The sequence below is a fragment of the Exiguobacterium sp. s78 genome (assembly GCF_018618985.1).
In the GTDB taxonomy this organism is placed as follows: domain Bacteria; phylum Bacillota; class Bacilli; order Exiguobacteriales; family Exiguobacteriaceae; genus Exiguobacterium_A; species Exiguobacterium_A abrahamii.
Map to the genome: position 1 here is coordinate 242,794 of NZ_JACSNB010000002.1, position 15,384 is coordinate 258,177.

Here is a 15,384-nt window from a genome sequence, read left to right on the forward strand (position 1 = left end):
TGTGAAGAAACTGATGATTTGGGTCATGCTGAGCTGTCTGATTTTGACGCTTGGAGTAGGACCTACGACAGCAAAGGCGGAAACAGCCCTTGCTAAAGCAACGCTCTTGAAAGTAGGACAAGAGACGACGCTTGAAACGGGAACGGAAGAAAAAAATACATATTGGTACCGCGTCAATCATGAAGCGGGTGTAGAGAAGAACGCGTCTCACTTCGAACTATCGATCGATACGGATCAACCTGTTCAAGTAACAGCGTATCCGAGTGAAGCGATGGCTGCGGAAGACGATACGTTTGATCGTTACCGGACAGAAGCGGAGCCAGATGAAAAAAATCTGACGAAATTAGCTGTTCCATATGCATGGGATGGACCGTATTATGTCAAAGTCGAATATTACCCGAACATCGAAGAAGGTAAGACGACGAAAGCCGCTCATGTCAAATTGACGTATAACAATGTCAAACTACCTGTCGAGTATGAGCCGATCAATGACATCAGCTGTATGGCAGAAGAAGCACTCAAGCAAACAAAAGAAGAAAAGCCGATGCTTGCACTCATGCACTCGATCCAAAAGCAAGTGTTGAGCCAATCGGATGCAGGACGTGCTTTGACATCGCTTTACTACAAAGCGTCTCCTTACGTCGTCAAAACGCTTTTATTCAATAAAGAGAAGCGTCAACAAGCATATGAAGATTTAAAAACATTGAAGCCAGCGATGGAATCACTCGTACGTGGAACATCGTACACGTTGACGAAAGCCGATCAACAAGCTGTCGATCGTCTCTACAAATTATCACGTGACGCATCTCCTGCTGTGATTGCGGAAGAGATTGATGGATATGCCAACAAAATGGATGTCTCTAAATTAAGTGGAAGCAAATTAAGCGAAACATTCCAGTCACTGGGAATGAACATTCAATCAAAAGAAGCAACACGTTATATCGTCAAATTAAAGCCAGGTAAAATGAATCGTTCGATGAAGATTGCGGGTGTTCAGGCAACGGACGTGGAACGTTTATCTCTTGGTAATGCAGGAGACTTCGTCATCGTAACAGAAGATCCGACTGTCAAAGGACAATCGGCAACCGCGTTAAAACAATCACTCAACCGTTCGTCAGCTGTCGAGTATGTTGAAAAAGTTCAGACGTACCGCGCAACGAAGGACATCAACTTTGATTATCAATGGGCCGTCAACAAAAAGACTGTCTTTGAGCAATTTGATAACGTTGGAATCGGTTTTGAAGCGTTCCAACAACGTTTCGGTTCGAAGAAGTTAGCGCCTGTGAAGATTGCAGTCATCGATACAGGTGTCGATTATCGCTTAAAGGACTTACAAGGAAAAGTTGATATCGCAAATGAAAAGAACTACGTTTCTGTTAATGGAGACGGGGATGCGATCGATGATAACGGTCACGGAACACATGTAGCGGGCGTTATCGCAGCAACGATGAACAACGATTACGGGATCCAAGGGATTCATCAATCAGCACAAATCCTACCGGTTAAAGTCTTGAATGCAAACGGCGAAGGAGAAACAGACGCGATCGCACTCGGGATTAAATATGCAGTCGATCATGGCGCCAAAGTCATCAACATGAGTCTTGGTGGTGGTGAGAGCCGGACGATGGCGTATATGATGGAATATGCAGCTAAAAAAGGTGTAACAGTTGTTGCCGCTTCAGGAAACGACTATGACATGATGGTCGGTTACCCAGCGAACTCGGAATACGCGATTTCTGTCGGAGCGACGAATCCACTCGGAATGGTTGCTGATTATTCGAACTATGGTGTTGGACTTGACGTCGTGGCACCAGGATCAAAAGTCGCTAGTTTGATTCCAGACGGTAACACGGTGTATATGGATGGAACAAGTATGGCTTCGCCACATGTTGCAGCAGTAGCAGGTATCTTGAAGTCACTGAACCCGAAACTGACACCAACACAAATCGAACAGATCTTGCGTAAGAGTGCAGAGCCACTTGCGTTTGAAAATCCAAACGACTGGTTCGACTTTGAAGAAGATGAAGATGGGGAGAAGATGGAACCTGAATTCCCAGCTTACGTCAGCCCAGTCTCTGGATACGGAAAAGTCAGTATTCCACGCGCGATCTCTCAGTTGAATTTGGACGGGAATGTCAATGACGTCTATGATAACCAATTGTTTGTCTCTGGAACAGTCAAGACAGGAACGAAAGTTGAAGTGTGGGCAGCACTCGTAACGAAAGATAAGAATGGTAAAGAAACGACGACGAATAAAAAGTTAGCTACGACAACGGCTCAAGCAGGAAAATACAGCGTCAAGATTCCGCGTCAAAACCAAAAGACGGTCTTGACGGTTCGCTATGCGAATGGACTAGACGTCACGTCGGAACGGACAGAAGTCCTTCCTGGAAAAGCACCAAAAGCACCGAAGGTCAAACCGGTTCTTGCTGGTGCGACAAAAATGACAGGTACAGCTCTCGCTGGCGGTACGATTACTGTCAAAGATGCGAAACAAAAGAAAATCGCCACAGCAAAAGTTGATGCAAAAGGTCATTTCAGTGCGAAATTACCAAAACAAGTCGGTGGTTCAAGCTTGATCGTCACAGTGACGGATATTGCCAAACGCACAAGTAAACCGACGATCGTAAAAGTCCTACCAGCACCAACAGCACCCAAAGTGAAATCAGTCTATGCCGGACAAACGAAAGTAACCGGGACAGCTGAAAAGAAATTGAGTGTTTATGTAAAAGATGCGAAGAAAAAAGTCATCGGAAAAGGAACAGTTTCTACAAAAGGCAACTATTCTGTCAAAATTCCGAAGCAAAAAGCAAAAGCGAAGCTTTCCGTCTACGTTAAGAATACGCGTGGTCAAGTGAGCCCTGTGACTTCTGTGACAGTGAAGAAAGCAAAAAAATAAGCGGATAAAAAGACCTTTTTTCGGGTACATTCCGAGAAAAGGTCTTTTTTTGTATATCCTAGCTGTTGCTTCGAAAGCGTTTCTATTATATTTAAAGAAACAAATGAAAAAGCATCATTCGATGAATGATGAGGAGGATAAATTCATGGTGAATTGGATTCGGCGACGAATCGGTCGGCAGTTGCTGACTGTTTTTTATGCGGTACTGATCGTAGTATCGATTACTTCGTTCTTTGTCTATGACTATATGGAAGGACGAATCGAAACATCAAAACAGAATCTCGAGACGATCAGTGAACAAAATCGCCGGGCCAATGATTTGTGGGACAATTGGCAAACCGTCCAGTTTGGATTGCGAGGATTCGTCATTTTTGGTAACCAAGAACGGTTTGATGAGATTCAGGCGCTCCGAACAGATATCAAAAGTGAGACGGATTGGTTCATGCGAAACGCAAAAACAGATGAAGAAGAAGAATTCGCAGCGCAAATGACGAATTTATATGAGTTATACTATGATGCCTTGTTCCCGTTGACCCAGTCTTACGTCAATGAAAAAAAGGCGAATCGGATCAATGAGGACTTCTTACAGGGGGATAGTCTGTTTTCTTTGCCGATTGCCGAGCGTCTTGTTGATCAAGGGCGATTAAAGCCAACTGCCGATGGTTCGATTGATATTACGCCAGATATTGAAAAAGCATCTGCAGCACTTGAGGAATACCGGACGAATCTCAGCCAACAACAAGAAACGGCTGTCGGAGAATTACGAAGTGAGGTCGCAAAATCACAATGGATTTGGATCTCCAGTATTGTTGTGCTCATCGCCTTCATCCTCCTATTCGTGCATCCGTTCCTTCGCCGGATGACACGACAATTACTACGCTTAATCGATGATAATCAGAAGCTCGCTCGGAAAGAACCGATTAAGATTGATAAAGCTGCCGAGCAGCGACCAGACGAAATCGGATTGTTGCGCGCAGCCTTTAATCGAATGGTCGTGACGACAAATGCCCATACGGATGCGATGCAAGGCAAAAACGAAGAGTTGCAGGCGCAAAGTGAAGAGTTGCTCGCGCAACAAGAAGAACTGCAAGCGCAACAAGAAGAACTCGAAGAAGCGTATCAAACAACGAAAAAGAATGAGGAAAAGCTCCGATTGCGTAGCGAATTGACCGAGGCGCTCGCTGTTCGTGAAACCGTCGAATCGTACCCGGCAATCGTTCAAAAGATGATCGATATCACCTCTTCGGAGTACGGTGCCCTATTGCTCTATGAAGAAGGACAGTTCATGGGTGCGACGACGAATGGGATGACGATGGATTATTTAAAAGTTCTTTTGAAAGATGAGATGTCCGTCATCAATCGATCGGTTCGGGAAATGGAATTCGTCCAATCGGAAAAACGGGTGACGCGTCAAAAAGACTATCCATATTCATTTAGCACGTATGAAGTGACGATTCCTATCGAAGATCCAGAAACGCATGAATTGATTGCAGCCATCTATCTGGTTCGTTATAAATCTGCCTATAAAGGACAGCAGTTAACGGATATTCGCGAGTTCGCGCAACAGATGACGTTATCGCTCCTACGAACGCGTTCTTACGAAGGGATGCGTCAAGAAAAAGAAAAGACCGAGCAAGTGTTGGACTCAATCCGAGAAGCAATCATTTATCTTGAGGATGGAAATGGAGAATTATACGTCAACCGTCCGTTGTTTGAGTTGATTCCAGAACTACAATCGGAATTTACGGTAGATCGAACGTTACCGTCGAGTGAGTACGTCATCAATGTAATGCGTCAGTTGGTGGATGACGTCGAAGCCTTTAATACGTATCTAGATTTGATTCGTTCCGGTGAGATTTCACCGGACAAGGTCCGATTTGATATTCGAAACAACACCGCTCATCTCGAAGTCTACGCGGAACGTATTGATGTTGTCGGAGGATGGAAGGGAATCATCCTCGTCTTACGGGATATTACCCGGGAAACAGAAGCCGATCGTCTCAAAACAGAACTCGTCTCGACCGTATCGCATGAGTTACGAACACCACTCTCATCTATTTATGGTTTTACAGAGTTGATGCTGAATCGAAAGATCGATGACTCAAAACAGCAGAAATATCTAGCGACGATCCATAACGAGACGGAACGGTTATCGAACCTCGTCACGGACTTCTTAGACGTTCAGCGAATGCAGTCAGGTGGACAGTTGTACCAAATGGCACATCTCGATTTGTTTACCCTAACTGAACAAGTGATGTCCTTGTATGACGCTTCAAGTGAACAGCACGATCTCCATTTGCAGTTGCTCAGCCCGGATCGTCCATTCATTTTAGGAGATGAAGACCGGATTAAACAATTAATGAGTAACTTGATCAACAATGCGATCAAGTATTCTCCAGATGGTGGGCGCATAGATGTCTGGATTGATACGAAAGACGATCAAGCCATCATTGAAGTGAAGGATGAAGGAATTGGGATTCCGCATCATGCCTTTGCTCACTTGTTTGATAAATTCTATCGTGTCGATAACTCGGATACACGTCGAATCGGTGGAACGGGACTCGGTTTATCGATTTGTAAGGAAATCGTCAAAGAACACGAAGGCATCATCCATGTCGAATCTGAAGTCGGCAAAGGTAGTCGATTCATCATCGTGTTACCGCTCAGTCTAAGTGAATCCATTGAGTCGACAGAAAAGAATCGACGTTCTAGTTAAAGAAAACGTGATACGTTCCAGTTAAACCGTGTTCAGACCGCTTAGGTGTGAACACGGTTTTTGGTTGTTTTTAAAATGAGTAATCGTGCGAAAAAAAGATTTTAATAAAATAAAAAAAGAGTGAATAAACAGCAATCCTGAACCGATATACCTATAGGACAAACGAACTATGGTTAAAAAAGGAAAGGGGGAATCGTCATGTATCAGAGATGGTTAGGAGTCGTTATGGGCTGGTTGCTGTTTCATATCGTCTGGGTGACGTATGTAGGCACGGATACGGTAATCGGACAAGTCGTCAACAGTCTGTTCACGATCGGTGGCGTAACCATCTCCCTCTATTTGATTTGGCGGGCACAACGACGCCATACAAGACGCCCTTTTACTTACCGCTTATTTCTTCTATTATTATTCGCTAATGCGATGCTTGGTATCGGCGAATGTGGACAACTTCTATACTTCCTCCGAGAATGGACGCGAACAGAACCGTTTGATTGGATCGACTTGATCTTCAGCTTTCAAATTTTGATCTATATCATTGCTTTCGGTTATTTCCTTCGCAATCGACGGCAAGAAGTCAATTTACGCGTCTTTTTGTTCGATGAGTTCATCATTTTAGTCGTTGCTGGATCGCTCTCGTGGCACTACTTAGTGACACCCTATTTAGAAGCAAATGCCTTGCTGACGATCGAAACGCTTTTATGGCTTCGTTATCCGATCGGTGATTTATTGTTGCTCGGCGGAATGATTGTCTTATTCTTTGGTTTGATGAAACGTGGTAATGGCGGATCGTTATTATTGATTCTACTCGCATTTCATTTTCAATTACTTGCCGACCTCCTATACGTCGTCCTAGAACGATTTGATTATCCATTTCCTTCGAGTTGGCTCGATCCGTTATGGTTAGCGACTGTCATGATCGTCGGGCTTGCCGCATATCGCTTTGACGCTGAAGAAGCGCTCGTTCCTCTTGACGTCACACGGAGATGGATCGATGTCTTACGTTTGATCACTCCTTACTTATTCTTATTGATTCTATTCGTGACGATGGCACGGCAAACGATTAGTTGGAACGGTTTGACGATTGGTCTGATGATTGCCATACCGTTGTTGATTTCCCGTCAAATCCGGATTGTCGTTGACAATCAACGGTTGCGCGAAAATCTCGAAGCGAAGGTGGAAGAGCGAACGGAAGCATTAGCAACTGCCATGGAGGAGATGCGGCACATGGCATACCACGATGCCTTAACAGGGTTACCGAATCGGTATCTGTTTGCGCGACTGTTCCAAGATGCCTTGTACCGGGCGGAAGCGAGTGAAGGACAAGTCGGATTATTCTTTATCGATATCGATCACTTCAAAGAGATTAACGATACGTACGGTCATCGCGTCGGAGATCAACTCATCGTCGATGTCACGACACGCTTACAAAAGAAACTGCCGCCCAATACAGTCATTTCAAGACAAGGCGGAGATGAGTTCGTCGTCTTATTGTTTGACGTTGAACAAGAAGCAGAAGTGGTGCAGTGTGGAGAACATCTCGTTTCCTTGTTCCAACAGCCGTTTCACCATGGCATCATTCCACTTCCCGTAACAGCGAGCATTGGTGGAGCGATCTATCCTGCGCATGCAGCCTCTCGATCAGACTTGATCGAGCAAGCAGACCTAGCGATGTATGAGGCAAAACGTCGCGGGAAGAATCAATTTTGCTTACATGATCCAGCGATAACGAACACCTGAACGCCGTCACATGCAAAAACACGCTCGTATACTGAACCTCATCGGATCAGTCATACGAACGTGTTTTTTTGATGCCTATCATTTCTTTTGCGTGCGTGCTAAGAACGTTTCAATGACTTCTGGATTCGTCACAGCTTGATTACATGCATCGCTGTCGATACACATATGATGACCAATCGTCTGATGCTGTTCAGCTGAACGACGTGTCGTTGCAGTTACGAGTGTGATGTCACTATACGTATGGCAAATCGCACAAATCCCTTTTTGGATCGATGGCAGATAGGTTCCCTCGACGCCGATCCATTGATCGTCCAAAGGATAGACGAAGTATTTTTTTCGATTTCCGGTATCGTTCCAGCTTAAAAACGTCGTGTGAGCCCATTCAAAGGAGTGAAGTGGTGGAACATGTAACTTTTTCGTTTTTTTGAAGAGCTGACGGATCCGTGATTCAGAAATGCTCGGAAACGGTTGGACGAATGGTTCGACGTGTGCTAAATACGCGAGGAGATCTTGTTCGGATTCAGCGTCACGAATGTTCGTCAACAGCGCTTCCTGTTCTGGTGTAAGTACGGGCAATAGATCGAATATTTTTTCAGCAGCACTATACCGGACAGCATCACGAACATCGGGATCATGAACGGCAGCGAATTGATGTTGCAGCAGGTCGACTTGATTCCGAATGAAGTTGTATTGATAGGGCAATAAAAATGCGTCCATTCGCGTTCCTCCTTTTCTTTTCATCGTACCGGAATTTGGCAACAGAACAAAGCGACATTTTTGTTTTTCTGCCTCTTGCAAGGGGAATTGAATAACAGAATGAACGAGGAGGTGAAGAGGGACGTGCAGTATTTAACATTTTTACGCCTCATGAATATAGGAGCATTCCTCTTTGCATTGCTAGCGCGCGTCGTTTGGTCAAATCCGGTCACCCTTCCTGCGTTGCCTCTTGTTCCAGCACCTTTTTTTGATGCGATTACAGGTGTCGTGTTCACGACGTTGTTAATTTGGTGTATTCGACCGGTCCGAGCTTTTCCAGCGGATCGAGAACTGATTGAAGACATCGGGGGATGGCTCGCGTTATCGCTCCTGACACTTGGCGTCAGTAGTATGACCGGACCACCTTGGGAACTCGTCTGGACTACGATTTCATTCATCAGTCTTTGTTTAGTCTATATGAAAATTCAGTATCATCCTCGGCGCTCGCCTTGGATGCGCTCCCCATTTTCAGTATTACTTGCCTGGATGAGCACGATGCTGTTAATTTTACCATTTCGGATCTTATCGGATTTTCAGTTCACTTCGCTATTTGGTCTTTCCGAACAGCAATGGAGTACGATTGCACTCATCGTAGCGATTATCGGAGGACTATTGTTTGTCGTCATTCATTCCGATTGGGTATTCGGTCTCGCGCTCGTCTGGTATTTGATTGGATTGTACTTTAACGATCGCCTCTTTCTTTTGCAACAAATCGTAACAGGGGTCGGAATCGTATGTGTTTTACTCTTGTGCTATTACGTCTTCTATAAACGGCAACGTCTTTTTCGACAGCAATCGCCGAAGTCTTCTTCATCCTAGTCATGTTTTAGATGAATTTGGGGTATATCTCATATAGTTGCTATAAAAGGGGGAGACGTGTGTCATGGGAAAAAAACAATGGATTGGTGTCTATCAAAATGAGACGGATTTGATTCGAAAAATTGAGGATCTACATTTTGCTGGTTATCTAGAAGAAGATTTGTATGTCGTGTTGCAAGACAAAACCGATATGGCGATGTTACGCGGGCAATCAGCAGCGCAACTCGTCTCTGGTAAACGGACACTATTTGAGCGATTTACAGGCAAACCGGCTTCGGCTGAGGAAATTCAAACCGCCTTCACGGAACTCGGATTACCGGAGTCGGATATTCGTCAACATGTCTTACGTGTCCAGCAAGGTGAGTATGTCCTGTTAGCAGACGAAGCAGGTGCAGCACGTCCTGCACCGGAACCAAAAAGTATTTTGGAGACAGAACCAGAAGGGATCGAGGCAGAACGAAAACTCGATCACGAAAACCGCGCCCTCGAAAATGAAAATGACCGGATGCTGTAAGAGAGTCGTGCAGAAAGGATGATTCTTGATGGAGAGCCAGTATCATACGATTTTAGTGGCAGTCGATGGATCAAAGACGGCAGATCTTGCCTTTGAAAAGGCAGTGAAATTCGCCAAACTCGATCATGCCAAACTCGTCATCGCCCATGTCATCGATATTCAGACATTTGCTAATGTACGTGCCAATAAGCGTTTCATTGATCAAAACGTCACGGAATATGCACAAGGACTGCTCGATCGTTACGAGAAGCGGGCACGAGAAGCAGGCGTCGAGACAGTTGAACTGGTCATCGAAAATGGCTCTCCAAAAACATTGATTCCGAAGGTCATCGCACCACGTGTCGGTGCTGGGTTGATCGTCTGTGGGGCGGTCGGGATGAATGCGATGGAACGCATCATGATCGGGAGTGTCTCTGAAAACATCTCCCGTTATGCAAAATGCGATATCTATATCGTCCGTCCGAAAACCTTGAAGTGATATAAAACAGCACACATCGGTTGATGTGTGCTGTTTTATGTCATGTTAAAAAATAATAGAAGATGCCTAATAAAATCAAAATGATCGGAAGAAAAATGAAATACATCCAAGACATGTTTTTGGCCGAAGTTTTGTGGTCATACTTTTCTTCTGCTGGTTGCTTGGCAATCCGTAACGTAAAGACAAGACCTACTAGACAGATAACTAACGCAATCCAAAACAAAGTCAACATAAGCATGCTCCTCTCTTCCTTTATCATACAGAAATTGGTCATGTTCTGCATCGGTAAGTTGTGACAGTTTAGAGTTGACAAACTTCTAGTTGAGGGGCTAAACTAACTTCATAAGTTTAGGGGGTAAACTAAAAATGAAAGACAATTTACGTGAAGCAGTCCTCCTGTTTGAAGAAGTCATGATCCACGGAACAGAACGCGTGTTGAAGTCGGTCGAAGCACCCGTTTGGCAAATGTATTCACCGGAACAACTTCATGTGTTGAAGCTCGTCGGAAAATATGGACCGATTTCGTCTGGGCGTCTCGCGGCAGTGCAGGGTGTTCACAAAAGTGCCATATCGAATCGGCTGAAAAAGTTGACGGAAAAAGGTCTCGTCATCGTCGAACGACGAGAAGACGACCACCGGACGAAGTATATCTCACTGACGGAATCAGGTCGGTTAGTGGCAACTGAAGCGGAGCAAGAAATCTATACGTATCTTGAAAATTTGATTGAAGGAAAGGTCGAGGAAGAAGAAATCATCCAGTTCATCGAAACCTTTAAGAAGATCAAAGAGATTTTGCAGTTGAACGACTAAAGACAGAATCGAAGGAAGAGGAGAATCGGATATGCGACAAATCGTCAAATGGCGTTGGGCAATTCTTGCGTTATTGCTCATTGTCACAGTAGGGTTACTGTTTACGGCACCAAACTTAGCTAAACAAGCAGAAGAAGCAGGTGCGATTCAGCTTGCAAATGATGCCGATTCACAACGGGCAGCTGATATTTTAGAAAAAGCGGGGGCAAGTGAAGAAACAATTTCTCTTGTCATTCCGCTCAAAGACAAAGTCAGCGATGCCGATCGAACATCAATCGGGCAAATCGTTCAGGATTTAGAAGCACTCGATCGTCCGGTCACGGATGTGCTCGATCCGTTTGAAAACAAGGAGACGGAAGGACAGCTCGTCTCAAAAGATAAAAAGACGGTCCTCGTACCAATCACAGTCGACGGTTCGCAAGAAGAAATCGTCAAACTGGCAAAACAAATCCGGACGGATCTCTTACCAAAGGATCAAACGATCTATCTAACGGGTGAAGCGTTAATCAACGATGACGTCAATACGAGCTCACAAGAAGGATTGAAGCGGACGGAACTGATTACCGTCGGATTGATTTTCGGACTGCTTCTGCTCGTCTTCCGTTCAGTCGTCACACCGTTCGTCCCACTCGTTGCGGTTGGGTTTACGTACCTGATCAGCCAATCACTCGTCGCCTTTTTCGTCGATTGGTTCGGCTTCCCGGTATCGAACTATACGCAAATCTTCCTTGTTGCCATCCTGTTCGGGATTGGGACGGACTATTGTATTTTGCTACTGAGCCGGTACAAGGAAGAGTTGACGGCAGGACACGACGTTGAGACAGCAATCGTCAACACGTATAAGACAGCAGGGCGTACGTTACTCATCAGTGGTCTCGCTGTTCTCGTCGGCTTCTCGGCGATTGGATTTGCGGACTTCCCGATTTTTAAATCGTCGGTCGCCGTTGCAGTCGGGATTGCCGTGCTCTTGCTCGTCTTGTTCACACTCGTCCCATTCTTCATGGCAACACTAAAAGAAAAGCTATTCTGGCCATCGAAGAAGGCGGCGAGTCACCAAGACAGTAAACTGTGGGCACAGTATGGTGGATTATCGATTCGTCGTCCGTTGCTTGCGATGATCATCGTTGCGATCATCACGGTCCCGACACTCTTTACGTATGATGATGACCTCTCGTTTAATACCGTCGATGAGATTGGTGCAAAGTATGAGACGGTCAAAGGACTCAATGCGATCTCGGATGGATTTGGTGCAGGTGAGTCGCTCCCGGTCAACGTCATCCTGAAGAGTGACGATGATTTGATTACTGAAAAAACAGTTCCTTATGCAGAACAACTCAGTCGTGAACTGGTGAAGATTGACGGAGTCAAATCGGTTCGTTCGATTTCTCGTCCGACAGGCGAAGTCATCAATGATTTCTACGTCGATCGTCAATTAAAACAAGTTGCTGATGGTATGAAGAAAGCTACCGCCGGCCTCACGGATGTTCAGTCTGGTCTGACGACGGTGGAAGATAATTTGAATGGGATTACAGGACAGCTACCAGCAGGAGACGCGGCTTCAGCAGGTGCAAGTCAGTTGCAACAAGCAGCAGACGGACTTGGGCAAATTAACCAACAGTTGACGCTCGTCGGTCAAGGTCTACAGTCGACCCAAAACATCCCACAAACCGTCGGAACGTTGAATGCTTTGTCTGGTCAATTGAGTCAAGTTCAAGCTGGCATCAGTCAAGCAGCAAGTGGTATCGCGTCTCAAGGTGCGCAAGCGGGTCAACTTGGAAGTGGGTTGACGCAACTCGCGGATGGTGTCGGTCAGGCAAACGCAGGATTAACGAAAATCGAAAGTGGTCTTGAAGACATTTCCGACCTTCTGACCGAGATGGGACAAGCGACATCGATTCGGGGGACAGGTGTGTTCGTTCCAAAAGATACGCTGTCGGATAAAGCCTTTAAACCAGCGATTGATCGTTACGCCATCGATCAACAGACGGGATTGAAGTTCGAAGTCATTCTCGAAGATGATCCGTATTCGCCGGAAGCGATTCAAACCGTCGCTGCCATCAAAGAGACGACAGCGAAGACAATCAAAGGGACACCGTTTGAAGACAGCAGTGTTGCATACGGTGGTATCTCAAGCGTCAACAGTGATTTAAACGATACGTCGAAAGCCGATTTCAAACGAACAGTGACGGTCATGCTGATCAGTCTCTTCGTGATTCTAGCAATCATGTTCCGTTCGTTGATCATGCCGTTGTTCATGATCGGTTCGTTATTGCTGACGTATTATACGTCGATGTCGATCGCAGAGCTGATCTTCGTCAATGGACTTGGATATGACGGTATCAGTTGGGCCGTTCCGTTCTTCGGATTCGTCATGTTGATTGCCCTAGGTATCGACTACTCGATTTTCCTCCTCGACCGTTTCCGGGAAGAAACGATCAAGGGACTCGATACGAAGGAAGCGATGTTCCTGTCGATGAAAAAGATGGGATCTGTCATCATCACGGCAGCGATCATCCTCGCAGGAACCTTCGGAGCGATGATGCCGTCTGGTGTCTTGAGTCTCGTTCAAATCGCGACGATCGTCATCACAGGTCTACTCTTGTATGGTTTGATCGTCTTACCGCTCTTGATTCCAGCGATCACAGTATCGTTTGGTAAAGGGGTCTGGTGGCCGTTTCGACCAAACGCTAAAAAATAAGAACTAACCAAACCGGGTTCGTCTTCTAGATGAATCCGGTTTTGTCATGACGTATACTAAGAGCAGATGATAAGGAGGTAGAGCATGCAACACTTCAAACAACTGACTTCACGGATTTGGTATCAGACACCTGTCAGCGAGACGGACCGCCCGATTCTCGCCGTCGTGCGTGGGGAAAAGCATCAATTGATGATCGATGCGGGAAACTCGTTAGCCCATGCAGCACTATTCTTAAAAGAAATGAAGACACACAATCTTGGATCACCTGACTTATTGGCATTGACCCACTGGCATTGGGATCATATTTTTGGCATGAAATATCTTGGTCTGCCGTCAATCGCGACTAAGCAAACGATCACGCATATGAAGGAGATGCAACCCTACGCTTGGACAGATGGAGCGTTACAAGAACGAATGGATCAAGGCATCGAGATTCCGTTTTGTGCGGACGCGATCAAGCTCGAGTTCGGGGCGACACGTGATATCGAAGTCGTTTTACCGACGATCGGCTTTGAAGGACAACTGGATCTTGATTTGGGCGGGGTACACTGTCAGTTGATTGAAGTCGAAAACGATCATTCCCCGGGAAGTCTACTCGTCTACATTCCGGAAGAACGTGTCGTGTTCTTAGGCGACGCGATGTATGCCGATATCTTTTCACCGAAGTGGAATTATACGGTCGAACGGACGACGCGTTTACTAACGACACTCGATCGTTTAGATGCCGACTATTATATCTGGTCGCATGGAGAAGCGATGCCGAAGTCGGAATTTGAAGAAGAGATCAACATGTTGCGTCGAGCCATTCGCGTAACAGAAGCGACCGGAGGACGACTGAAGGACATGCGGACTTTGTATGCCGAAGAGACCGGACGACCGTTGACAGAAGATGAGACCGAAACATTGATTTATTTTGCAAATGGAATGAAATGACAGATCATAACAAGGAATAGGATGGTGGATGTCGAATTAAATAAAGTACTACAAGCTTATTAAAGGGAGCGGTACTGTATGACGAAGCAAAGATTCGAACGAGATGAGACCGTCGATCGCGTCTTTTTTGGGAAAGCGGGCATCTTCTCATTTTTAATCATCGTCGGAGGCATTCTATATCTACTATATGATCTGTATCTACAATGACCGGGACGCATGCGTTCCGGTTTTTTGAATTGAGGGGAGTGCACGAAAACCAGATATTGGGTAATAACATGCGTGAGGCTGTTCGAGAAGATGAGAGGAGATGTCGGATGAAACGAATTCAAATTGCGGATTTTGATCGACGCATGCCATCGATTGAACTGGTCGAAAAGGATGATCACTATGAAGCGATGCTTGTTCCGAGTTATGACCATACGTATCCTTCGACACAAATCCGGACGATCCGCTTAGCGGATATCTCCGTCAATCTGATTGTGACTCCGCAAGAAACACTGCTTGTTTCTGCGCTTTTTCATAAACCGGTTCAAGTGACGGATATTGTTTCCTGGATGCAGCTATATACGATTAGTTTTGCCCAGTCGGATCAGACTGGTTATTTCGTCGAACAAGCGGATGAAATTTTAGAAGTCGTCTTGTATCAAAAACATCCGATCGTCATCGCGACACGTGGTCAGGATCGATTGTATTACGATACGACGGGGGCGATCGAGGTCCGACGGGCGATGAATGAATCGGTCGGCGAGCGTCCATTGCTTTATTTGAATGGGGAAGCCTGGTACGGTGTGCCACGTCTGACGTTTAATCGAATGAAGGATGAGTTACACGTCAACGGCACATTTTTATATGCAGACTATATGGACGCACACCACGGGAAAATCGGTTTCTTTCGCGAGAATGATCCTTCTCTACCAATCGTTTTGCTGGTCGGTCAAGCCATCGTCGAAATTGAACTGACCGAAAATCCGGACGGTTCACGTGTCTTGATCTTGGAACAACCATATGACGAAGCATGAAAGTG

The 15,384-nt window shown here is 45.6% G+C and carries 13 protein-coding genes; 11 read left to right on the forward strand and 2 right to left on the reverse strand.

Annotated elements, in window-relative coordinates; translation table 11 throughout:
* The first annotated feature begins 1 nt into the window (after position 1).
* The 3 genes from KNQ18_RS12665 to KNQ18_RS12675 all read left to right on the forward strand — a co-directional run bounded on the left by KNQ18_RS12665 (position 2) and on the right by KNQ18_RS12675 (position 7,352).
* Positions 2-2,899, forward strand: coding sequence for a S8 family peptidase (locus KNQ18_RS12665; RefSeq protein WP_215085068.1), 2,898 nt, complete (start codon positions 2-4; stop codon positions 2,897-2,899).
* Between the two features lie 145 nt (positions 2,900-3,044).
* The gene (locus KNQ18_RS12670; protein WP_082874248.1) at positions 3,045-5,615 is read left to right on the forward strand and encodes a HAMP domain-containing sensor histidine kinase; all 2,571 of its coding nucleotides are present in this window, start codon (positions 3,045-3,047) and stop codon (positions 5,613-5,615) included.
* Positions 5,616-5,813: 198 nt separating this feature from the next.
* Positions 5,814-7,352: a GGDEF domain-containing protein gene (locus KNQ18_RS12675; RefSeq protein WP_064300585.1), complete on the forward strand. Its 1,539-nt coding sequence runs from the start codon at positions 5,814-5,816 to the stop codon at positions 7,350-7,352.
* Positions 7,353-7,430: 78 nt separating this feature from the next.
* Here the strand turns inward: KNQ18_RS12675 and KNQ18_RS12680 are convergent, their stop codons facing one another.
* Positions 7,431-8,069, reverse strand: a complete 639-nt coding sequence (locus tag KNQ18_RS12680) for a FusB/FusC family EF-G-binding protein (RefSeq protein WP_029343324.1) — start codon at positions 8,067-8,069, stop codon at positions 7,431-7,433.
* Positions 8,070-8,192: 123 nt separating this feature from the next.
* On the opposite strand from KNQ18_RS12680, the gene KNQ18_RS12685 reads away from it, so the two are divergent.
* From KNQ18_RS12685 to KNQ18_RS12695, 3 genes are all read left to right on the forward strand, one after another.
* Entirely contained in the window at positions 8,193-8,927 is a 735-nt protein-coding gene (locus tag KNQ18_RS12685; protein WP_064300587.1) for a hypothetical protein, read from the forward strand.
* Positions 8,928-8,991: 64 nt separating this feature from the next.
* Positions 8,992-9,441 (forward strand): general stress protein, encoded by a 450-nt coding sequence (locus tag KNQ18_RS12690; protein WP_050678937.1) that lies wholly within the window; start codon positions 8,992-8,994, stop codon positions 9,439-9,441.
* A gap of 28 nt (positions 9,442-9,469) precedes the next feature.
* Positions 9,470-9,919 (forward strand): universal stress protein, encoded by a 450-nt coding sequence (locus KNQ18_RS12695; protein WP_023466954.1) that lies wholly within the window; start codon positions 9,470-9,472, stop codon positions 9,917-9,919.
* Positions 9,920-9,959: 40 nt separating this feature from the next.
* On the opposite strand, the gene KNQ18_RS12700 is transcribed toward KNQ18_RS12695, so the two are convergent.
* On the reverse strand, positions 9,960-10,157 hold the full coding sequence (locus KNQ18_RS12700; protein WP_023466956.1) for a hypothetical protein: 198 nt from the start codon (positions 10,155-10,157) through the stop codon (positions 9,960-9,962).
* A 128-nt stretch (positions 10,158-10,285) separates the two neighbouring features.
* Between KNQ18_RS12700 and KNQ18_RS12705 the strand changes: the two genes are divergently transcribed.
* The 5 genes from KNQ18_RS12705 to KNQ18_RS12720 all read left to right on the forward strand — a co-directional run bounded on the left by KNQ18_RS12705 (position 10,286) and on the right by KNQ18_RS12720 (position 15,379).
* A complete protein-coding gene (locus KNQ18_RS12705; protein ID WP_029343331.1) occupies positions 10,286-10,729 on the forward strand; it encodes a MarR family transcriptional regulator in 444 nt (147 codons plus the stop codon).
* 31 nt (positions 10,730-10,760) lie between these two features.
* Entirely contained in the window at positions 10,761-13,427 is a 2,667-nt protein-coding gene (locus tag KNQ18_RS12710) for an MMPL family transporter (RefSeq protein WP_058265550.1), read from the forward strand.
* 84 nt (positions 13,428-13,511) lie between these two features.
* Positions 13,512-14,360, forward strand: coding sequence for an MBL fold metallo-hydrolase (locus tag KNQ18_RS12715; RefSeq protein ID WP_215085070.1), 849 nt, complete (start codon positions 13,512-13,514; stop codon positions 14,358-14,360).
* Positions 14,361-14,438: 78 nt separating this feature from the next.
* On the forward strand, positions 14,439-14,567 hold the full coding sequence (locus tag KNQ18_RS17435; RefSeq protein WP_268026775.1) for a hypothetical protein: 129 nt from the start codon (positions 14,439-14,441) through the stop codon (positions 14,565-14,567).
* Between the two features lie 107 nt (positions 14,568-14,674).
* Positions 14,675-15,379, forward strand: coding sequence for a hypothetical protein (locus tag KNQ18_RS12720; protein ID WP_214748499.1), 705 nt, complete (start codon positions 14,675-14,677; stop codon positions 15,377-15,379).
* Positions 15,380-15,384: the final 5 nt, after the last annotated feature.